Origin of the sequence: Mesorhizobium prunaredense, from assembly GCF_900156895.1 — a bacterium.
GTDB classification, from domain to species: Bacteria; Pseudomonadota; Alphaproteobacteria; order Rhizobiales; family Rhizobiaceae; genus Mesorhizobium; species Mesorhizobium prunaredense.
Genome location: NZ_FTPD01000001.1, coordinates 306856 through 327649 on the forward strand (window position 1 = coordinate 306856; position 20794 = coordinate 327649).

Here is a 20794-nt window from a genome sequence, read left to right on the forward strand (position 1 = left end):
CGCGGTTCAGCCGAGGATGCCTGGCAGGTTGAGCTGGTGCTCCCTGGCGCAGTCGATGGCGATGTCATAGCCGGCATCGGCGTGGCGCATGACGCCGGTTGCGGGGTCGTTCCACAGCACCCGCTCCAGGCGTTTGGCCGCTTCGCTTGTGCCGTCGGCGACGATGACCATGCCGGCATGTTGCGAAAAGCCCATGCCGACGCCGCCGCCATGATGCAGCGATACCCAGGTTGCGCCGGACGCGGTGTTGAGCAGCGCATTGAGCAGCGGCCAGTCGGACACGGCATCCGAACCGTCCTTCATCGATTCCGTCTCGCGGTTCGGCGAGGCAACCGACCCTGAATCGAGATGATCGCGGCCGATGACCACCGGCGCCTTGAGCTCGCCTTTCGCCACCATCTCGTTGAAGGCGAGGCCGAGCCTGTGGCGGTCGCCGAGACCAACCCAGCAGATGCGCGCCGGAAGACCCTGGAAGGCGATGCGCTCACGCGCCATGTCGAGCCAGTTGTGCAGATGGGTGTTGCCGGGCGTCAGCTCGCGCACCTTGGCGTCGGTCTTGTAGATGTCCTCGGGATCGCCTGAGAGGGCTGCCCAGCGAAACGGACCGACCCCGCGACAAAACAGCGGCCGGATGTAGGCCGGCACGAAACCCGGGAAGGCAAAGGCATTGTCGAATCCTTCCTCCTTCGCCACCTGGCGGATGTTGTTACCATAGTCGAGCGTCGGCACGCCGGCGTTCCAGAACGCCACCATCGCCTCGACATGTTCGCGCATCGACGCGCGCGCCGCCTTTTCGACCGCCTTCGGGTCGCTGGTGCGCTTCTCGCGCCATTCGGCGAGCGACCAGCCCTTGGGCAGATAGCCGTTGAGCGGATCATGCGCCGACGTCTGGTCGGTGACCAAGTCGGGGCGCGCGCCACGCCGCACCAGTTCCGGGACGATGTCGGCGGTGTTGCCGACCAGGCCGACCGATTTCGCCTCGCCGGCCCTGGTCCAGCGCTCGATCCTTTCCAGCGCCTCCTCGAGCGTGTCGGCGCGTTCGTCGACATAGCGGGTGCGCAGCCTGAAATCGATGCGATCGGGATCGCATTCGACCGCCAGGCAGCAGGCGCCGGCCATGACCGCGGCCAGCGGCTGGGCGCCGCCCATGCCGCCGAGGCCGCCGGTCAGGATCCATTTGCCCCTGAGGTTGCCGCCGTAATGCTGGCGGCCGGCCTCGACGAAGGTTTCGTAGGTGCCCTGTACGATGCCTTGGGTGCCGATGTAGATCCACGAGCCGGCCGTCATCTGGCCGTACATCATCAGGCCCTTCTTATCGAGCTCGTTGAATTTCTCCCATGTCGCCCAGTGCGGCACGAGGTTGGAATTGGCGATCAGCACGCGCGGCGCATCGGTATGCGTCCGGAACACGCCGACCGGCTTGCCGGACTGCACCAGCAGCGTCTCGTCGTCTCCAAGCGTCTTCAGAGAGGCGACGATGCGATCAAAGTCGTTCCAGGTGCGCGCCGCCCGGCCGATGCCGCCATAGACGACCAGTTCGTTGGGGTTTTCGGCGACGTCGGGATCGAGATTGTTCATAAGCATGCGCAACGGCGCTTCAGTCAGCCATGTGCGGGCGTTGAGCTCGCTGCCGCGCGGGCTGCGGACTTCGCGGATGTTGTGGCGAGGATCGGTCATGGCGTCACTTTTCCTTTCGAATGAGCTGCGCGGCGAAGCGTCAGCGCCCGGCCCAGGCAATCGCGCTTTCCAGGATGCGCTTCAGCGTGGCGCGGATCGGCGCGGCGAATGCGGGGTCGTAAGGCACTGGCCAATTGTCCGGCGCACCCTTGCTTTTGGGCTCGCGCATATAGCCGCGGTTGGACAGTTCCATTTGCAGCGCATGAACGCCGTTTTGCGGCTGGCCGAAATGGCGCGTGATCCAGCCGCCTTTGAAGCGGCCATTGACGACAAAACTCTCGCCGGTTTCGACGAGGATCTGGCCGACTATTGCCTGCAAGCCCGGATCGGCGCTTTTGCCGTCATTGGTGCCGAGGTTGAACACCGGCAGAGTGCCTTCGAACAGCCGCGGCAGCACCGAGCGGATCGAATGGCAGTCATAGAGGACGATCTTCGGGTGCAAGGCGCGCAGCCTGTCGATCTCGGCCTGCGTGGCGGCATGGTAAGGCACAAAGTATTTTTCGCGGCGTTCATCGACCTCTGACGGTCCAGGCTCCTCACCCTCGCGATAGAGCGGATCGCCATCGAAGGTCTCGGTCGGGCACAGGCCCGTCGTCGCCTGGCCGGGATAGAGCGAGGCGCCGGACGGATCGCGATTGACGTCGATGACGGTGCGCGAGATCGCGGTATGCACCACCGTCGCGCCGAGGTCTTCGGCAAAGTCATAGAGCTTGTCGATCCACCAGTCGGCGTCGCGGCGGCCGAGCCAAGGCGACACCAGCCGGTTCTCAAGACCGGCGAGATCGATGCCGGTATGCGGGATCGAGACCAGCAGCGGGGCGGTGCCGGGCGTTATAGTGAGCCAGGAGGGCGCGTTCATGAATGGTCTCCCTGCGCCGGCGCTCTACGGCGCCCCCCTCTGCCCTGCCGGGCATCTCCCCCACGAGGGGGGAGATCGGCAGCTTCACCGCTTCGCTCAATCCTGCAGCGTTGGAGATTGGCGAAAGCCTCGATGACCGCCGATCTCCCTCCTCGTGGGGGAGATGTCCGGCAGGACAGAGGGGGGCGCGAAGGATCGCGACCTATCGAAGTGTGGGCCCTCACGACGCGATTCCCGGCAGCGCCACAGCGCCCGCTGCCTTCACGGCAGCGCCGCTGCGCACCATGGCGATGGCCTTTTCCATGTCGGGGTGGAAATGCCGGTCATTGTCGAGATGCGGCACTTCGGCCCTGACCAGCCTGCGCACCGCTTCGAGCGACGCGCTCGATGCCAGCGGCGCATGGAAATCGCAGCCTTGCGCGGCGGCCAGCAATTCGATGCCGATGACGGCCGTCGCATTCTCGATCATGCCGATCAGCCGGCGCGCGCCATGTGCCGCCATCGAGACGTGGTCTTCCTGATTGGCCGAGGTCGGGATCGAATCGACGCTGGCCGGATAGGCCCTTTGCTTGTTTTCCGAGACGAGTGCCGCCGCCGTCACTTGCGGGATCATGAAGCCGGAATTCAAGCCTGGCTTCGGCGTCAGGAAGGCCGGCATGCCCGACAGCGCCGGATCGACAAGCATGGCGATGCGCCGTTCCGACAGCGAGCCGATCTCGCAGACGGCGAGCGCGATCATGTCGGCGGCGAAGGCCACTGGCTCGGCGTGAAAATTGCCGCCGGAAAGTGCTGTGTCGTCCTCGGCGAAGATCAGCGGATTGTCGGTGACGCCGTTGGCCTCGGTGCCCAGCGTGTCGGCGGCCTGGCGCAGCACGCTGAGCGCTGCACCCATCACCTGCGGCTGGCAGCGCAAGCAGTACGGGTCCTGCACGCGTTCGTCTCCGACCCGGTGCGATTCACGGATGGCGCTGCCGGCCATCAGGTTGCGCAGCGCCTCTGCCGTCTCGATCTGGCCAGGATGCCTCCTGAGCAGATGAATGCGCGGATCGAATGGGGCGTCGGAACCCTTGGCGGCATCGGTCGAAAGCGCACCGGCGACCAGCGCCGACTGGTAGAGCACTTCGGCGTCGAACAAGGCGGCCAACGCATAGGCGGTCGAAAACTGCGTGCCATTGAGCAGCGCCAACCCTTCCTTGGCGCCAAGCCTGACCGGCTCCAGCCCGTGCGAGACAAAGGCGACCTTGGCCGGGAAACGGCCATGCGGGGTAAAACACTCGCCGACGCCGATCATCACCGCCGTCATGTGCGACAGTGGCGCAAGGTCGCCGGATGCGCCGACCGAGCCTTGCGTCGGCACCACCGGGATGACGTCGCTGGCGAGCATCGCTTCGAGCAGTTCAATGGTCTGCGGCCGCACGCCGGAGGCGCCCTGCGCCAAGCTGGCCAGCTTCAGTGCCATCATGAGTCGGCAAACAGCGACCGGCATCGGTTCGCCGACGCCGGCGGCATGCGACAGCACGATGTTGCGTTGAAGCGTCTCGAGATCGGCGGCGGGGATACGGACGCTGGCCAATTTGCCGAAACCGGTGTTGATGCCATAGACCGGCTCACCCTTGGCGACGATGCGTGCAACGGCCTCGGCGCTGGCCTTGATCTTTGGCCAGCAGGCCGCGTTCAGCTTCGGCATCGCGCCACGATAGATTTCGCGCCAGTCGGCCAACGTCGTGTTGCCCGGCTTGAGTTTGAGTTCACTCATTGTCCCCTCCAGATGCGGGCATGCAGCGGGTTGAAACCCATGCGGTAGACGAGTTCGGCCGGGCGCTCGATGTCCCAGACCGCCAGGTCGGCTGATTTTCCAGCCTCCAGCGTGCCGGTTCTTCCGAGCAGTCCGAGCGCGCGGGCGGCCTCGCGGGTGACACCGGCAAGGCATTCGTCAACAGTCAGACCAAACAAAGTCGCCGCCATGTTCATGGTCAGCAGCAGGGAGGTCAGCGGCGAGGTGCCGGGATTGCAGTCGGTGGCGACCGCCATTTTGACGCCGTGCTGGCGAAACAGGCCGATCGGCGGCTTCTTGGTCTCACGGATGAAATAGTAGGCGCCGGGCAGGATCGTCGCCACGGTTCCGGCCCTCGCCATCGCCGCCGCACCCGCCTCGTCAGTGTATTCGAGATGATCGGCCGACAGGGCGCCATAGCGTGCCGCAAGTTCTGCGCCGTGCAGATTGGACAATTGGTCAGCGTGGAGTTTTACCGGCAGGCCTGCTGCTTTCGCCGCGTCGAACACGCGAGAAATCTGCTCGGGCGAAAAGGCGATGCCTTCGCAAAAACCATCGACCGCGTCGGCCAGGCCGTCGGCGGTGACGGACGGCAAAATCTCGTTTGCGACCAGATCGACAAAAGCGTCCTTGTCGCCTTTCGCTTCAGGCGGCAGGGCATGCGCGCCGAGGAAGCTCGTTGTTACCGTTACTGGACGGTTTTCGCCCAGGAGCCGCGCGGCGCGCAGCGATTTCTTCTCGTTTTCGAGATCGAGCCCGTAGCCCGACTTGACCTCGATGGTGGTGAGGCCTTCAGCGATCAACGCGTCGAGGCGCGGCAGCGACTGCGCAACCAATTCCTGCTGGCTGGCAGCGCGCAGCGCCTTGACCGACGAGACGATGCCGCCGCCGGCCCTGGTGACCTCTTCATAGGTGGCGCCGGCCAGCCGCATCTCGAATTCGTTGGCGCGATTGCCGGCATGGACCAGATGAGTATGGCAGTCGATCAGACCGGGTGTGATCCAGCGGCCTTCGCAATCGACAATTTCGGCGTTCTGGCTGAAGGCTGCCGGCATGTCGCCTTCCGGGCCGGCATAGACGATCAGGCCATCGCGCGCGGCGATCGCGCCGTCTTCGACGATACCCAGTCCGGCGGCGCTGTCAGCCATGGTCGCCAGACGCGCATGGCGCCAGAGGCGGATCTGCCCTGCCCGGCCTTTGCTCTCTCCAGCCATCATCTTTTCCGTTTCAATCGGCCGAGGTTATGTATATACATATTGAAACGCACTGCAAGTGGTATCATTGCACGGGACACAGGGGATCGGAGAGAAAAACGTGACGGCGATCTTAGCGGAACAGGCGCTTCTGCCCGACGGCTGGCATTCCAACACCCGGATCGTCGTCAGTGATGGCCACATCGCCACGGTCGAGGCGAACACCGCATCCCAGCCCGGCGACGAACGCCATGCCATTCTGCTGCCAGGCATGCCGAACCTGCACAGCCACGCCTTCCAGCGCGGCATGGCCGGTCTAGCCGAGCTGCGCGGCCCTTCAGCCGACAGTTTCTGGAGCTGGCGCGAGGTGATGTATCGCTTCGCGCTGTCGATGACGCCGGATCAGGTCGAGGCGGTCGCCGCGCAGCTCTATGTCGAGATGCTGGAGGCTGGGTTCTCACGCGTCGGCGAGTTTCACTATCTGCATCACGACCGCGACGGCCAGCCCTACGCCAACGTCGCCGAAATGGCCGACCGCATCACCGCCGCGGCTGCCGACACCGGCATTGGGCTGACTCTGCTGCCGGTCTTCTATGCACATTCCTCTTTCGGCGGCGCAGCGCCGAATGAGGGCCAGCGGCGATTCATCAACGATGTGAATCGGTTCTCGCGGCTTGTTGAGAAATGTCACGAAACCGTTCGCACCTTGAACCACGCTGTCGTCGGCATCGCCCCGCACAGTCTGCGCGCCGTAACACCGGAGCAGTTGGAAAACATCGCGACAATGGCACCAGGCGGACCGATCCACATCCACATCGCCGAGCAAGTGAAGGAGGTCGAGGACTGCCTTGCCTGGTCCGGGGCGCGGCCGGTCGAATGGCTGCTCGCCAATACCAGGGTCGATAGTCGCTGGTGCCTGATCCACGCCACCCACATGACCGAGACCGAGACGGCGGCCATGGCGAAAAGCGGAGCAATCGCCGGCCTCTGCCCGATCACCGAGGCAAATCTCGGCGACGGCACCTTTGCAGCACCTTTGTTCAAACAGCATGGCGGCCGCTTCGGCGTCGGCTCCGATTCCAACGTGCTGATCGGCCTGCCGGACGAATTGCGGCAGCTCGAATATTCGCAGCGCCTCGCCCACCGTGCCCGCAACCTGCTGGCGGTCGCCGGCGGTTCGACCGGGCGCGCACTGTTCGATGCCGCGCTCGACGGCGGCAGCGCAGCGCTTGGCGCAAGCCCCTCGCGGATCGCCGCTGGCGCCCCAGCCGATTTCATCTCGCTCGATGGCAAGCACCCGTCGCTTGCCGGCAAGACGGGCGATGCAGTGCTCGACACCTGGATCTTCGCCAACGGTTCCAAGGTCGATTGTGCCTGGGTGCATGGCAAGAAACTGGTCAGCAGCGGCAGGCATGCAAGGCGCGATTCTATTGGCGAGCGTTTTCGCAAGGTGATGACGGCGCTTTCGGCATGAGCATGATCCAGACAATGGATGCGGACGGCGGCGAGCCTCTCTCGCTGCATCAACGCATCCTGTCCGACATCAGCGAACGGATCCTGTCCGGCGCCTGGGCGCCCGGCCACCGCATCCCGTTCGAGCACGAACTGACGGCCGAGTACAAATGTTCGCGCATGACGGTGAACAAGGCGCTGTCGCAGCTTGCCAAGGCCGGGCTGATAGAGCGCCGCCGCCGCTCTGGCAGCTTTGTCCGGCGGCCGCAGTCGCAAGCCGCGGTGTTGGAAATCCACGACATCAGGATCGAGGTCGAGGCGCTCGGCCTGCCCTATCGCTACGAGCGTGTGGCGCGACACAAAAGGCGCAGCAGCGCCGAGGACCGCACCTTGCTGGAACTCGACTCCAACGGGCCGGTGCTGGCGCTGGAATGCCGGCATTTCGCCGGCAAGCGGCCGTTCGCCCACGAACAGCGGCTGATCAACCTGGCCGCTGTGGCCGAGGCCGCCAACGAGGAATTTTTTGCCGTCGCGCCTGGGCCGTGGCTGATTGCCCGCGTGCCATGGAGTGCCGCCGAGCACCGCATCCGCGCCGTCGCCGCCGACAGACACATTGCGGCTGCACTCGATATCGAGGCCGGCGCCCCCTGCCTGGTGGTCGAGCGGCGGACATGGAGCGCCGAGCACCCGGTCACCCATGTCCGTTTCACCTATGCGGCCGAGAGCCACACGCTGGTCGCGCGGTTCACGCCGTCGCAGGGGTAACCCTCCCCTGAGGGGAGGGTCGGCGAGCAGTCGGAGCGCAGCGGAGATTGCGAGACGGGGTGGGGTCGGCGAGGTCGCACCGACCCCACCCCGCTTCGCAAAGTGCCGCCATGCGGCATTTGCTCCGCGACCCTCCCCTCGGGGGGAGGGTAAAGAGCCGCATCTCAAATCGCTGCAGTAATAATAATCTCGACCAGATATTCCGGCCCGGCAAGCTTGGCCTCGCCGGTGGCGCGGGCCGGGGTATGGCCCTGTGGCACCCACTTGTCCCATTCCGCGTTCATCTCGGCAAAGGTGCTCATGTCGGCCAGCCAGATGATCGCCTGCAGGATCTTGGTCTTGTCGGTGCCAGCCTTGGCCAGCAATTCGTCGATGGCCGCCAGGATGTCCTTGGTCTGGGCGCCGACGTTTCCGCCCGGTTCGCCGACCTGACCAGCCAGATAGACGGTGTTGCCGTGGATGACGATCTGGCTCATGCGTGGGCCAACATCGATGCGACGAATGCTCATTGGACGTTTCCTTCCTTGGTGGGTCGCGCCTCTTTAGAGTCGCGGTTCGCCGGGGGCAAGGTTGCATGAGCGAATCCTCTTGAGCCAGCAGGCGCGGGCCGAAAATAGGCACACGCCAAATTGCTCCGGTCGCCGCAATTCCGCCGGATTGACTTGTTGACTAATGTAATAACATCACATATCCAGCGCCGCTGCCGTATTAGTCGTGTCCCACGGATCGTCACATGACCAAAACCTGCCTGACATTCCGCGACCTGACGTTGGGCTACAACAGCCATCCGGCTATCCATCATCTCGATGGCACGATCCGCCGAGGGTCGCTGACTGCCGTCGTCGGCGCCAATGGCTCGGGCAAGTCGACCCTGATGAAGGGTATCGTCGGCGTGTTGAAGCCGATGGCCGGCACGGTTGTCCGGGCGCCCGGCGTGCGCGCTGCTTATCTGCCGCAACAGTCGGAACTCGACCGCTCCTTTCCCGCCCGGGTCGTTGATCTGGTTTCGCTCGGCCTATGGCCACGGCGCGGGCTGCTTGGCCGCTACACCAGGGAAGATCGCGATTCGGTCAGCCAGGCGCTGATGGCTGTCGGCCTCGGCGGCTTCGAGAAGCGCCCGATCGACACCCTGTCGGGCGGCCAGCTGCAGCGCACGCTGTTCGCCCGCGTGCTGCTGCAGGACGCCGATCTCATCCTGCTCGATGAGCCGTTCAACGCCGTCGATACCAAGACCGTCGGCGACCTGATCGCACTGATCAAGCGCTGGCATGGGGAGGAACGCACGATATTGGTTGTCGTCCACGATCTGGAACTGGTGCGCCAGAACTTCCCCGAGACGCTGCTGCTGGCGCGCCAGCCAATCGCCTGGGGCGAAACCAGGGAAACGCTGCGGCCGGAAAACCTGTTGCGCGCGCGCCGCTTCCACGAAGCCTGGGAGGAGAACGCGCCCTGGTGCGAGCCCGACAAGCACGGTGACCATGGGCACGACCATGCGCACGACCATCATCACGGCTCCGGGCCGCGGGCAGCATGATGGACACGCTCTACGGTCTTCTCATCGCTCCGTTCGCCGAATTCGCCTTCATGCAGCGGGCGCTTGCCGGCTCGCTGATGCTGTCGCTCGGCGCCTGCCCGGTCGGCGTGTTCCTGATGCTGCGGCGCATGAGCCTTTCCGGCGACGCCATGGCCCACGCCATCCTGCCGGGTGCTGCCGCCGGTTTCCTGTTCTATGGGCTGGAAATCCTGCCGATGACCATCGGCGGGCTGATTGCCGGCATCATCGTCGCGCTCGGCGCCGGCGCCGTCTCGCGCTTCACCATCCAGCGCGAGGACGCTTCGATGGCGGCCTTCTACCTGATTTCGCTGGCGATCGGCGTGCTGATGGTGTCGATCCGCGGCTCCAGCGTCGATCTCATGCATGTGCTGTTCGGCACCGTGCTCGCACTCAACAATGAAGCGCTGACGCTGATCGGCGGCATCGTGCTGGTCACGCTGGTCAGCCTCGCCATCTTCTGGCGGGGGCTCGTCGCCGAATGTCTCGACCCGCTGTTCCTGCGTTCGGTCAGCCGGCTGGGCAGCCCGGTGCATTTCATCTTCCTCGGCCTCGTCGTGCTCAACCTGGTCGGCGGCTTCCAGGCGCTCGGCACGCTGCTATCCGTCGGGCTGATGATGCTGCCTGCGGCCGCCGCCCGCTTCTGGACCATGCGCGTCGAACCGATGTGCGTGCTGGCGGTGCTGATCGGCTTTGCCTCTTGCGTGGCCGGGCTGCTTTTGTCCTACCACGTGTCGCTGCCTTCCGGTCCGGCCATCATCCTGTCGGCCGGCGTTGTCTATTTTGCCTCGATCCTGTTCGGCACGCGCGGCATCCTGCGCGCCCGTATTATCCATCATCGCCACAGAACCGCCTGACCCCAGAGGAGTGCTGTCCATGCTGAAATCGATCCGCGCCGCCCTGGCAGTGGGCGTTGTAACATTGTCAGCCTTTGGCGCGTCATCGGCCCTCGCGGAGCCGTTGAAAGTGGTCGCCAGCTTCACGATCATTGCCGATTTCGCCAAAAATGTCGGCGGCGACCGGATCAATCTGACCACCATCGTCGGGCCGGATGGCGATGCCCACGTCTACGAGCCGAGCCCGGCTGACGCGGTGGCGATGGCGGGTGCGGATGTGGTGCTGGTCAACGGCCTGCATTTCGAAGGCTTTTTGCAGCGTCTGGTCGACGCCAGCGCCACCAAGGCGACGATCGCCGTTTTGACCAAGGGCGTCACGCCAATCAACTTCAAACCCGAATTCGCCGATGCCGATGCCGCTGAAGGCGCCCATACTGATGGCGAGACCGATCCGCATGCCTTCCAGTCGATCGCCAATGCCAAGATCTATGTGAAGAACATCGCCGACGCCTTCTGCACCGCCGACGCTGGGGGTTGCGACAGCTACAAGGCCAATGCCGCCGCCTATACCGAGAAACTCGACGCGCTTGAGGGCGAAGTGCAGACGGCGATCCAGTCGATCCCGGAAGAGAAGCGCGTCGTCATCACCTCGCATGACGCCTTCGGCTATTTCGAGAAGGCCTATGGCCTCATCTTCCTGGCGCCCGAAGGGGTGTCGACCGAGTCGGAGCCGTCCGCTGCCGACGTCGCCAAGCTGGTCGGCCAAGTGAAGCAGGACAAGGCGGCGGCGGTCTTCATCGAGAACATCACCAACGCGCGGCTGATCGAGCAGATCGCCAGCGAGACCGGCACCAAGGTTGGCGGCACGCTTTATTCGGATGCGCTGTCGCAACCCGACGGCCCGGCCTCGACCTATATCGACCTGATGCACAACAACATCGCCCAGATCAAAGGCGCGATCCTCGGAAGCTGAGCGGTCTGCGCCGTCCACCCAGCCGGGCTACTGTAGCCCGGCTGGATTTTCCGCCGGAAATGCTTATCTGCAGTGGTGAATGTCGATCCGTTGAGACAGGCTTGATCGACTGCTGTTCGAAAGCCGGCGTTGCCATGACAGACTTCACGCCTTTCCAGTCGCTGCTTGGCGGCGCTCTCATCGGCCTGTCGGCCGTGCTGCTGATGGCCTTTCACGGCCGCATTGCCGGCATGACCGGCATCCTGACCGGGGTCATTCCGCCGCTTTCACTCGATTGGCGATGGCGGGCCGCATTTCTCGCCGGTGCCGTCCTGGCGCCACTTCTGTACGTCGCCGCTGGCGGGCAGATTGCCTTCAGCGTGCCCGTCCCGACGCTGGCCCTCGTCGTCGGCGGCTTCCTGGTCGGCATCGGCGTGCATTTCGGCGCAGGATGTCCGAGCGGGCATGGCATTTGCGGCATGGCGCGCTTGTCACCGCGCTCGATCGTCGCCGTCGCGACCTTCATGGTCACCGCCTTCGCTACCGTTTTTGTAATCCGCCACGTAGTCGGGGGCTGACGCCATGAACAAGCTCGTATCGGCATCCCTCATCGGCGGGATTTTCGGCCTCGGCATTGCCGTTTCCGGCATGATCAATCCGGCCAAGGTGCTGAACTTCTTCGACGTCGCCGGCACCTGGGATCCGAGCCTGATCTTCGTGATGGGCGGCGGCCTGCTCGTCGCATTCACCGGCTATCGCCTGGTGTTCGGCCACCGCAAGGCGCCGGTGTTCGAAAACTCATTCGCCCTGCCTGCCAGGCGCGCCATCAATAGAGAGCTGGTTGGTGGCGCCGCCCTCTTCGGCGTCGGCTGGGGCATTGCCGGTTTCTGCCCGGGCGGCGCCATTCCGGCGCTTGGCCTTGGCTATTCGACGACGCCAATCTTCGTCGCGGCGGTGATCGCCGGCATTGTCGTGGCGCGGTTCGCCAGAACACGGCTCGCCCATCCGGCAACCGCGTAGGAAATCAGCAGCGGCGGCAGTTGCCGGCTGCACCGGGGAGTGGCAAGACTTCCGCCAAACCAGATTGCGAGGACCACCATGGAATACCGTCAGATCAGCGAGGACTATTCGGTCTCGGGCCAGATTCAGCCCGAAGAGATCGCTGCCATCAAGGCCGCCGGCTTCAAGAGCGTCATCTGCAACCGGCCGGACGACGAGCAGCCCGGCCAGCCTTCAGCGGATAGCGTCAAGGCGGCGGTCGAAGCCGCCGGGCTTACCTTTCGCTACATCCCGGTCATCAGCGGCCAGATCACGGCCGAGAATGTCGAGGACCAGGCTGAGGCGCTCGATGAACTCGAAGGCCCGATCTTCGCCTACTGCCGCTCCGGCGCGCGCTGCACCAACCTCTACGGGCTGATCCAGCAGTCGAAGGGCTGACTACGGCAGCGCCGTCAGATCGGCAGCGCCCCGGTTTCCTTCAGCGTTTCGAGCACGATCGCCGTCTTCACATGCTGCACGGACTCGTGCGGCAGAAGCACGCCGTTGACGAATTCCGACAGCGACTTCAGGTCCGGCGTAACCACCTTCAGGATATAGTCCATCTCGCCGGTTAGCGCGTGCGCCTCCTGCACTTCCGGCAGCCGCGCCACCAGTTCGCCGAAGCGCTGCGCATTGTCGCGGTTGTGGGTGGCCAGCGTCACCGAGATGACGTTGACCAGCGAGAAGCCGAGCTTGTCGCGGTCGAGCACCGCGCGATAACCCCTGATGTAGCCGTCCTCCTCCAGCCTCTGGCGGCGGCGCGAACATTGCGACGCCGACAGGTTCACCCGTTCCGAGAGATCATTGTTGGTCAGTCGTGCGTCGCCCTGCAACAGAGCCATTATCTTGCGGTCAAACTGATCAACGCGCGCGTCATCCATGAATTTTTCTTCCACTGTGCACAATTCTCGCATGATCTAATCGTTTAAAGCGTTTGAATGCAAGCACCATGCACCTGCTCCGCGCTATAATAGCGTCAAAATGGCCTTTTCCGGCCACGCAGCTTTTGGAGGACAATGCCATGGGTCCCTTCCCGCACGATGCACCGCCCGCAAAGATCAGCAAAGCCAACCCCGCCGGCACCGACGGCTTCGAATTCATCGAGTTCGCGCATCCCGAACCGGAAAAGCTCGCCGAGCTTTTCACCCGCATGGGCTATGTACCGGTAGCCAAGCACCGCACCAAGAACATCACCGTCTGGCGGCAGGGCGACATCAACTATGTCGTCAATGCCGAACCCGGCTCGCATGCGATGAAGTTCGTCGACAAGCATGGCCCCTGCGCGGCCTCGATGGCCTGGCGGGTCGTCGATGCCAAGCATGCCTTCGACCACGCCGTCGCCAAAGGCGCCACACCCTATGAAGGCGTCGACAAGGCGCTCGACGTGCCGGCAATCGTCGGCATCGGCGGTTCACTGCTCTATTTCATCGAGACTTATGGGGAAAAGGGCTCGGCCTATGATGCCGAGTTCGACTGGCTGGGCGCACGCGACCCGAAGCCGGAAGGCGTCGGCTTCTATTATCTCGACCACCTCACCCACAATGTCTATCGCGGCCAGATGGACAAATGGTGGGATTTCTATCGCGACCTGTTCGGCTTCAAGCAGATCCATTTCTTCGATATCGATGGCAAGATCACCGGCTTGGTCAGCCGCGCCATCACCTCGCCCTGCGGCAAGATCCGCATCCCGCTGAACGAGTCCAAGGATGACACTAGCCAGATCGCCGAATATCTGAAGAAGTACAATGGCGAAGGCATCCAGCACATCGCCGTCGGAACGGACGAGATCTACGGCGCCACCGACAGACTGGCCGCCAATGGGTTGAAGTTCATGCCAGGCCCGCCTGAGACCTATTACGACATGTCCCACGACAGGGTGAACGGCCATGACGAGCCGATCGAGCGCATGAAAAAGCACGGCATCCTGATCGACGGCGAAGGCGTGGTCGACGGCGGCACGACCAAGATCCTGCTGCAGATCTTTTCCAAAACCGTGATCGGGCCGATCTTCTTCGAATTCATCCAGAGGAAGGGCGACGAAGGTTTTGGCGAGGGCAATTTCCGCGCTTTGTTCGAATCGATCGAGCAGGACCAGATCAAGCGTGGCGTGCTGAAGGTGCAGGCGGCGGAGTGAGGCAGCGGCCTAACCTCTTGCGGTTGGATCAGTTGTGGCTCAGATTCTAGCCATGAATATTCCTGTCGCCGAGGCCAAGGCCAAATTGTCGGAACTCGTCAGGCGTGCGGAAGCCGGTGAGGAGATCGTGCTCACGCGCTACGGCAAAGTCGCGGCTCGCCTCGTGCCGCCGGCAACCGCCGAACACCTGCCTCGCATCGGCGCCTTGAAGGGTAGAATCCGGATCGCAGACGATTTTGACGAACTCGGTCCCGAGTGGGACGAGTATGTCAAATGAAGGCGGGTTAGCTCCCAGCCGTTAAGACGTCGCGTTGGCCTGATTACCCAAAGCCAACCTCTCGACCTCCGCTTTCCTGAGTTTCATATCATAGTCGAGGAAGAACTCGTCGAGCTGCGGCGGTTTCACCGATGTGCCGGACAGCATGGCGTGCACCTGGCCGCGATGATGGATGTCGTGGATGAAGAGGTGGGCGAGCAGGTCGCCGATGCGCTCCGGTATTTTTCCGTCCTCGCGCCGGTCGGTGATGACGCGGCGGTCCAGATCGTCGGTCGACAGGTGATCGCAAAAGGCGATCAATCGCCGGTCGGATGCAGCCTGGGCGGCAAACAGCGCCTGTGGTTCATCGAACGGCACGAAATCGTCATGAGCCGCGGCGCCAACGCCGCCCTCTTCGAGAAAATCGAGATAGAGATGATCGACAGCCAGGATGTGATTGAGCGTTGCCTTGATCGACGGGAAGAAGCTGGTTCGCTCGGCTTCGAATTCACCGGGCGTAAGCTGCAGGACGGCGCGGTAGAGCCGGTCGTTCGACCAGAGATTGTTGCGTGCCATGCAGCGATTATGGTCCAGCAAGTTCATCCCGTCTGGCAAAATGAGCCAATCTCCTTCAGGAATACAGCACGCTGATAGCCGGATTATCCGGATCGACCTTTATCATAACCACGTCGCCCACATACTTATTCGTGCTCTGCTTTTGGAAGAAATTCTCAGCTACACTCGTGTACTCAGCGCCCTGAAAAACATATTTCACTCTTATCCTATAGGTAGTTGGATCTGCAGAAAGAAAGAGTCTTTCTACAACTGTTGACTCAATGACAGGCCAGTGCTCGGCACGCCGTGCAAATTTCCTCTCCTGCAAGCCCCCCAAAACGAAGACACCAGCAAATAAAACCACTGCTGCCAAAAAGACCACATCAAACCAAAAGGGCGTGGTCGATGTCATGACAACTCTTCACTCCGCTGACTCGACCAAAGACACACCCGCCCACAGAAGCGCAAATCCGGCGAGAACGATCAGCAGAAGCCGATTCATGCGCCGCCGCATGGCTTGCGTCTCCTGATCCCGCGCGACGTTCATGTTGGTGACGGTGTGGAACATCATCGCGTTGCGCGGAAAGCCGCTGCGGTTGGTCAGGTCGGGAGAGCGCGCCTCGATGCGATAGCTCAGCCGGATCGCATGGATGAAGATCGCCAGCATGACAAGGGCCCAGGCACCGCACAGCATATAGAAAGACGTGCCTGTCATGTCTTACCCCTCGGATTTCTCGACCTTCTGCTCGATCGCACCAAAAATCGAATGTCCGGTCCTGTCCTTCATCTCGATGCGCACCGTATCGCCAAAGCGCAGGAACGGGGTTGTCGGTTCACCAGCCTCGATCGTCTCGATCATGCGCAACTCGGCAATGCACGAATAGCCGGAGCCGCCCGCCGCAACAGGCCTGCCCGGGCCGCCGTCGAGCTTGTTGGAGACCGTGCCCGAACCGATGATGGTGCCGGCGGCGAGCGGCCGGGTTTTCGCGGCATGCGCGATCAGCGCCGGAAAATCGAAGGTCATGTCCATGCCTGCGTTCGCCCGGCCAAACGGCTTGCCATTGAGATCGACCAGCAGCGGCAGGCTGATCTTGCCGCCATCCCAGGCGTCGCCCAGTTCGTCCGGCGTCACCGCGACGGGCGAAAACGCTGAGGACGGCTTTGATTGGAAGAAGCCGAAGCCCTTGGCCAGCTCTGGCGCGGTAAGGGAACGCAGCGTGACGTCATTGACCAGCATGACCAGCCGGATCGCGGCCCGCGTCTCATCTAGGCTTGCTCCCATAGGCACATCATCGACAATGACGGCGACCTCCGCTTCCATGTCGACGCCAAAAGCCTCGTCGGCCGCCCGGATCGGATCACGTGGCGCGATGAAACTGTCCGAACCACCCTGATAAATCAGCGGATCGGTCCAGAAGCTTGCCGGCATTTCGGCGCCGCGCGCCTTCCGCACCAGCTCGACATGGTTCACATAGGCCGAGCCGTCGGCCCATTGATATGCGCGCGGCAACGGCGAATGGGCGTCATGCTCGTGAAAGCGCGCTGACGGCACCGCATTGTTCTCCAGCGATTCCGCCATGGCGGCGAGATGCGGCGCGATCCGGCTCCAGTCGTCGAGCGCCGCCTGCAGCGTCGGCACCAGAAACGAGGCATCGGTGAACCGCGTCAGGTCGCACGAGACGACGACCAGCTTTCCGTCGCGCGTCCCGTCCTTCAATGTGGCAAGCTTCATACGGTTTCCTCTCCTGATGCGGCTTTGGTGCCGATTTGAATTTTGTGCATGATCTCTTCCGAAAGCGGTTCTCACTTTTCGCTAACGCGGTCCTTCGGTTCGGGATCATGCTCCAGCCCCACAACAAGGCCGTCTCGAGCGATCGTCAAGTCACCGGCCCATGTTTTCCTGACGGCAGCGATCCAGTCGGCCTCGCCGATCTCGGGATCGTCGGCCGGAATGAGGTGGTTGAGCACCAGTCTTTTGGCTCCTGCGTCACTGGCGATGCGCCCCGCCTCCTCAGCAAAAGTATGGCTGGCGAGCAGATGCTCTTTCAGCCGCGCGCCATTGCCGGTTTTCGCGACGAGCCGCTCGATGCCTTGTTCCAGCATGGCTTCATGGACGAGGATGTCGGCGCCTTTGGCGAAATCGGCCAATGGCGGAAAGAACGCCGTATCGGCGGAAAACACCACGCTTTGTCCGGCATGCTCGAAACGCAGCGCAAAGCAGTCGACCACCGGCGGATGGTCGACGCGCAGCGCCAAAACCTTCAGGCCGCGCTCCTCCATCACACGGCCTTCGCCGAACTCGATGATCGAAACCATATCTTCGATATCAGGCCGGCCTTCGTCGACGATGCGAATTTCGATGTCGAATTCCATCGCCTGGCAAAAGCGCTGCCAATAATGGCCGGTGCCGGGCGGGCCGAACACAGTGACCGGTGTCGCCAGACCCGCCGTCCAGGCGGTGTGGATCAGCGGACCGAGTTCCAGCAAATGGTCGGAATGCAGATGCGTGATGAAGACAAGGTCGAGCGCCTTCAGGCTGATGCCGGTCTCGGCCAGCCCGCGCGTCACGCCAAGCCCGCAATCCACGACGATGGTGCGCCCGCCGAATTTCAGCAGCGACGAACTCGGCCACGGACCGCCCGGCCGGAGCGCCGGGCCGCCCTTCGAGCCCAGCAGCACCAGCCGATCCCGGGCTGGATCAGCGTTCAAGACCAGTCGCCCTCGGGCGTGCCGTTGAAGCGCTTCTTCAGATCGGCCCAGCAGTCGATGTAATTGTCCTGCCGGGTTTCAACCTCGGCGGCGTAGCGGGTCAGCATCTGCGGGAATCGCGTCTCGAACATGAAGGCCATGGTGTTGTCGAGCTTGACCGGTTTCAGATCCGCGTGGAAGGCTTTTTCAAAACCTGTCGCGTCAGGCCCGTGGGCCAGCATCAGATTGTGCAGGCTGATGCCGCCGGGGACGAAACCCTCTTCCTTGGCGTCGTACTGGCCGTGGATCAAGCCCATGAACTCGCTCATGATGTTGCGGTGATACCAGGGCGGGCGGAACGTGTTTTCGGCCACCAGCCAGCGCGGCGGGAAGATGACGAAGTCGATATTGGCGGTGCCCTCCTCGCCGCTCGGCGCGGTCAGCACCGTGAAGATCGACGGATCGGGATGGTCGAACAGGATCGCGCCGACCGGAGAAAACGTTGCAAGATCATATTTGTAGGGCGAGTAGTTGCCGTGCCACGCGACCACATCCAGCGGCGAATGATCGAGTTCGGTGACATGGAACTGGCCGCACCATTTCACGATCAGCCGGCACGGCGTCTCCTTGTCCTCGAACCAGGCGCAAGGCGTCTTGAAATCGCGCGGATTGGCCAGGCAATTGGCGCCGATCGGGCCACGATCCGGCAGCGTCAGCTTGGCGCCGTAGTTCTCGCAGACATAGCCGCGCACTGTTTCATCGACCAGTTCGACCTTGAACACGAGGCCGCGCGGCAGCACGGCGATCTCGCCCGGTCGCAATTCGATGACGCCCATCTCGGTGATGAAGCGCAGACTGCCGACCTGCGGCACTACCAGCAACTCGCCGTCGGCGTTGAAGAAATGATCGTCGGCCATCGAGCGGTTGGCGACATAGACATGGGCGGCCATGCCGGTCTGGCCGAGCACGTCGCCTGCGGTGGTGATCGAGCGCATGCCTGCAATGAAGTCGGTCGGTTCCTTCGGCATCGGCACCGGGTTCCAGCGGTACTGGCCAAGCGCCAGTTCGTGATCGCCGACATTCGGCGCGCTTTTCCACAGCGGATAATTCGCCGCCTTGAAGCGGCCGGTGTGCCTGACGCTCGGCCTGATGCGATAAAGCCAGGAACGCTCATTGGTGCCGCGTGGCGCGGTGAAGGGCGAGCCCGAAAGCTGCTCGGCATAGAGGCCGTAGGCCGGCCGCTGCGGCGAATTCCGCCCTTGCGGCAGCGAACCAGGCAAAGTCTCGGTTTCGAAGTCGTTGCCGAACCCCGGCATGTAGGAAAAGGCCATGGCATCCTCCCTGGATTGACCAAATTGGTTTCGTTTGTAACCATCGAAAATGTAACTATCAATCGTGATGGAGCAGACCATGGAGGCTGACACCCTCGAACTTGAAAGCTTCCTGCCCTACCGGCTCTATCGCCTTGCCGATGCTGTCAGCCGCGAATTTTCCAGGGTTTACAAGGACCGCCACGGCCTGACGCGGCCCGAATGGCGCACGCTGGCCGGTCTCGGCCAGCACGGCACGATGACGGCAACAGCGCTCGGCGAACAGTCGGCCATGCACAAGACCAAGGTTTCGCGCGCCGTCGCCGAGCTCGAACGGCGCCGCTGGCTGACGCGAAAACCTGATGAAAAAGACCGCCGTGTCGAGCATCTGACGCTGACCCGGGCAGGCCTAACCGCCTATCGCGAGATGGTGCCGTTGGCGAAGGCATTCGAGCGGGACTTGCTGGGAAGGCTGAACGCGAGCGAGCGCGCGGCGGTCACGGAAGGGATGGCGGCACTCAAGGGGGCATTGGATAGATCAACGACGCAGCTATGAAACTGCTACGCAGCGATCCTTCACACCCCCTCTGGCCTGCCGGCCAGGCCAGAGGGTGCTGTCCCTCCAACGTTTCCGGAACGGCACCCGGCCACACTCACCAGTCCATCACCACCTTGCCGGAGTTGCCGCTCTTCATCGCCTCGAAGCCGGAGATGTAGTCGTCAATGCCGATGCGGTGGGTGATCAGGCCGCTGACATCGAGCGGACCCTGCACCAGCGCGATCATCTTGTACCAGGTCTCGAACATTTCGCGGCCATAAATGCCCTTGAGATGCAGCATCTTGAAGATGACCTTGTTCCAGTCGATCTCGAAGCCGGTCGGCGCGATGCCCAAAATGGCGATCTTGCCGCCATTGTTCATGGCGTCGATCATGTCGCGGAAGGCGGGTGCCGCACCCGACATTTCGAGGCCGACGTCAAAACCTTCGGTCATGCCGAGCGCCGGCATGATATCGCGCAGCTTTTCCTTCGATGCATCGACCACATGCTGGACGCCGAGCTTTTTCGCCAGTGCTAGCCGCACCGGGTTGATGTCGGTGACAACCACCTTTCGCGCGCCGACGCACTGCGCCACCAGCGCACCCATGATGCCGATCGGGCCAGCGCCGGTGACCAGCACGTCCTCGCCGACCAAATCAAAGGACAGTGCGGTGTGAACCGCATTGCCCAGGGGATCGAAGATTGCGGCAATCTCGTCGGGCACGTCGTCGGGGATCGGCACAACGTTGTGCTGCGGTATCGCCAGATATTCACCGAAGGCGCCCGGCCGGTTGACGCCGACGCCGAGCGTGTTGCGGCACAGATGCCCCCTGCCCGCCCGGCAGTTGCGGCAATGGCCGCAGACGATGTGGCCTTCGCCCGAAACACGCTGGCCGATCCTGTATTCGGTGACCGCCGCGCCGAAGTCGGCGACCGTGCCGACGAATTCGTGGCCGGTCACCATCGGCACCGGCACCGTCTTCTGCGCCCACTGGTCCCAATTGTAGATGTGGACGTCGGTACCGCAGATCGCGGTCTTCTTGATCTTGATCAGAACGTCGTTCGGGCCGATTTCCGGTACCGGCACTTGTTTCATCCAGATACCCGGCTCGGCCTTGGCCTTGACCAGCGCCTTCATCATGTTCGACATTCTTTTGTCCCCAGAATCTTAGTCGCCAAAATCTTAGTCGGCTCGAATTTCTTGATCCGGAATCG

24 protein-coding genes are annotated in these 20794 nt (G+C 63.0%); 11 read left to right on the forward strand and 13 right to left on the reverse strand.

What is annotated here, in order from left to right; genetic code table 11:
• Nucleotides 1-6: 6 nt before the first annotated feature.
• From hutU to hutI, 4 genes are all read right to left on the reverse strand, one after another.
• The gene (gene hutU / locus BQ8794_RS01505; protein ID WP_077372059.1) at nt 7-1677 is read right to left on the reverse strand and encodes a urocanate hydratase; all 1671 of its coding nucleotides are present in this window, start codon (nt 1675-1677) and stop codon (nt 7-9) included.
• Between the two features lie 40 nt (nt 1678-1717).
• Nucleotides 1718-2536, reverse strand: a complete 819-nt coding sequence (gene hutG / locus BQ8794_RS01510) for an N-formylglutamate deformylase (RefSeq protein WP_077372062.1) — start codon at nt 2534-2536, stop codon at nt 1718-1720.
• 220 nt (nt 2537-2756) lie between these two features.
• Nucleotides 2757-4292, reverse strand: coding sequence for a histidine ammonia-lyase (gene hutH / locus BQ8794_RS01520; protein ID WP_077372068.1), 1536 nt, complete (start codon nt 4290-4292; stop codon nt 2757-2759).
• Entirely contained in the window at nt 4289-5524 is a 1236-nt protein-coding gene (hutI, locus tag BQ8794_RS01525) for an imidazolonepropionase (protein ID WP_077372467.1), read from the reverse strand. The genes hutH and hutI overlap by 4 nt, the downstream gene beginning before the upstream one ends.
• A gap of 100 nt (nt 5525-5624) precedes the next feature.
• On the opposite strand from hutI, the gene BQ8794_RS01530 reads away from it, so the two are divergent.
• Both BQ8794_RS01530 and hutC read left to right on the forward strand, forming a co-directional pair.
• The gene (locus BQ8794_RS01530) at nt 5625-6977 is read left to right on the forward strand and encodes a formimidoylglutamate deiminase (RefSeq protein ID WP_077372071.1); all 1353 of its coding nucleotides are present in this window, start codon (nt 5625-5627) and stop codon (nt 6975-6977) included.
• Complete coding sequence (gene hutC, locus BQ8794_RS01535; protein ID WP_077372075.1) at nt 6974-7720, forward strand: histidine utilization transcriptional repressor HutC; 747 nt, start codon at nt 6974-6976, stop codon at nt 7718-7720. Before BQ8794_RS01530 ends, hutC begins: the two co-directional genes overlap by 4 nt.
• Before the next feature lie 164 nt (nt 7721-7884).
• Here hutC and BQ8794_RS01540 read toward each other — a convergent pair whose 3' ends face one another.
• On the reverse strand, nt 7885-8229 hold the full coding sequence (locus BQ8794_RS01540; RefSeq protein WP_077372078.1) for a RidA family protein: 345 nt from the start codon (nt 8227-8229) through the stop codon (nt 7885-7887).
• A gap of 224 nt (nt 8230-8453) precedes the next feature.
• Between BQ8794_RS01540 and aztA the strand changes: the two genes are divergently transcribed.
• The 6 genes from aztA to BQ8794_RS01570 all read left to right on the forward strand — a co-directional run bounded on the left by aztA (nt 8454) and on the right by BQ8794_RS01570 (nt 12497).
• On the forward strand, nt 8454-9254 hold the full coding sequence (gene aztA, locus BQ8794_RS01545) for a zinc ABC transporter ATP-binding protein AztA (RefSeq protein WP_077372082.1): 801 nt from the start codon (nt 8454-8456) through the stop codon (nt 9252-9254).
• On the forward strand, nt 9254-10129 hold the full coding sequence (gene aztB / locus BQ8794_RS01550; RefSeq protein ID WP_077372084.1) for a zinc ABC transporter permease AztB: 876 nt from the start codon (nt 9254-9256) through the stop codon (nt 10127-10129). Before aztA ends, aztB begins: the two co-directional genes overlap by 1 nt.
• A gap of 19 nt (nt 10130-10148) precedes the next feature.
• On the forward strand, nt 10149-11081 hold the full coding sequence (gene aztC / locus BQ8794_RS01555; RefSeq protein ID WP_077372087.1) for a zinc ABC transporter substrate-binding protein AztC: 933 nt from the start codon (nt 10149-10151) through the stop codon (nt 11079-11081).
• A 134-nt stretch (nt 11082-11215) separates the two neighbouring features.
• Entirely contained in the window at nt 11216-11638 is a 423-nt protein-coding gene (locus BQ8794_RS01560) for a YeeE/YedE family protein (protein WP_077372470.1), read from the forward strand.
• Nucleotides 11639-11642: 4 nt separating this feature from the next.
• A complete protein-coding gene (locus tag BQ8794_RS01565) occupies nt 11643-12080 on the forward strand; it encodes a DUF6691 family protein (RefSeq protein ID WP_077372090.1) in 438 nt (145 codons plus the stop codon).
• Nucleotides 12081-12158: 78 nt separating this feature from the next.
• A complete protein-coding gene (locus tag BQ8794_RS01570; protein ID WP_077372093.1) occupies nt 12159-12497 on the forward strand; it encodes a protein tyrosine phosphatase family protein in 339 nt (112 codons plus the stop codon).
• Nucleotides 12498-12511: 14 nt separating this feature from the next.
• Here the strand turns inward: BQ8794_RS01570 and BQ8794_RS01575 are convergent, their stop codons facing one another.
• Nucleotides 12512-12979, reverse strand: coding sequence for an Lrp/AsnC family transcriptional regulator (locus BQ8794_RS01575; protein ID WP_077372472.1), 468 nt, complete (start codon nt 12977-12979; stop codon nt 12512-12514).
• Nucleotides 12980-13119: 140 nt separating this feature from the next.
• Between BQ8794_RS01575 and hppD the strand changes: the two genes are divergently transcribed.
• The gene (gene hppD, locus BQ8794_RS01580) at nt 13120-14232 is read left to right on the forward strand and encodes a 4-hydroxyphenylpyruvate dioxygenase (RefSeq protein WP_077372475.1); all 1113 of its coding nucleotides are present in this window, start codon (nt 13120-13122) and stop codon (nt 14230-14232) included.
• A gap of 52 nt (nt 14233-14284) precedes the next feature.
• Nucleotides 14285-14509 (forward strand): type II toxin-antitoxin system Phd/YefM family antitoxin, encoded by a 225-nt coding sequence (locus tag BQ8794_RS01585; RefSeq protein WP_077372096.1) that lies wholly within the window; start codon nt 14285-14287, stop codon nt 14507-14509.
• Nucleotides 14510-14530: 21 nt separating this feature from the next.
• Here BQ8794_RS01585 and BQ8794_RS01590 read toward each other — a convergent pair whose 3' ends face one another.
• The 6 genes from BQ8794_RS01590 to hmgA form a co-directional block, all read right to left on the reverse strand.
• Entirely contained in the window at nt 14531-15091 is a 561-nt protein-coding gene (locus tag BQ8794_RS01590; protein ID WP_077372099.1) for a DinB family protein, read from the reverse strand.
• Between the two features lie 28 nt (nt 15092-15119).
• Nucleotides 15120-15455, reverse strand: a complete 336-nt coding sequence (locus tag BQ8794_RS01595) for a DUF3592 domain-containing protein (protein WP_077372102.1) — start codon at nt 15453-15455, stop codon at nt 15120-15122.
• Nucleotides 15456-15464: 9 nt separating this feature from the next.
• The gene (locus BQ8794_RS01600) at nt 15465-15758 is read right to left on the reverse strand and encodes a hypothetical protein (RefSeq protein ID WP_077372105.1); all 294 of its coding nucleotides are present in this window, start codon (nt 15756-15758) and stop codon (nt 15465-15467) included.
• Between the two features lie 3 nt (nt 15759-15761).
• On the reverse strand, nt 15762-16775 hold the full coding sequence (locus tag BQ8794_RS01605; protein ID WP_077372108.1) for a fumarylacetoacetate hydrolase family protein: 1014 nt from the start codon (nt 16773-16775) through the stop codon (nt 15762-15764).
• Nucleotides 16776-16846: 71 nt separating this feature from the next.
• Nucleotides 16847-17752, reverse strand: a complete 906-nt coding sequence (locus tag BQ8794_RS01610) for an MBL fold metallo-hydrolase (protein WP_077372111.1) — start codon at nt 17750-17752, stop codon at nt 16847-16849.
• Nucleotides 17749-19062, reverse strand: coding sequence for a homogentisate 1,2-dioxygenase (hmgA, locus tag BQ8794_RS01615; protein WP_077372114.1), 1314 nt, complete (start codon nt 19060-19062; stop codon nt 17749-17751). The genes BQ8794_RS01610 and hmgA overlap by 4 nt, the downstream gene beginning before the upstream one ends.
• 79 nt (nt 19063-19141) lie before the next feature.
• Between hmgA and BQ8794_RS01620 the strand changes: the two genes are divergently transcribed.
• Entirely contained in the window at nt 19142-19597 is a 456-nt protein-coding gene (locus BQ8794_RS01620; protein ID WP_077372478.1) for a MarR family winged helix-turn-helix transcriptional regulator, read from the forward strand.
• Between the two features lie 97 nt (nt 19598-19694).
• Here the strand turns inward: BQ8794_RS01620 and tdh are convergent, their stop codons facing one another.
• Entirely contained in the window at nt 19695-20729 is a 1035-nt protein-coding gene (gene tdh / locus BQ8794_RS01625) for an L-threonine 3-dehydrogenase (RefSeq protein WP_077372118.1), read from the reverse strand.
• Between the last annotated feature and the right edge of the window lie 65 nt (nt 20730-20794).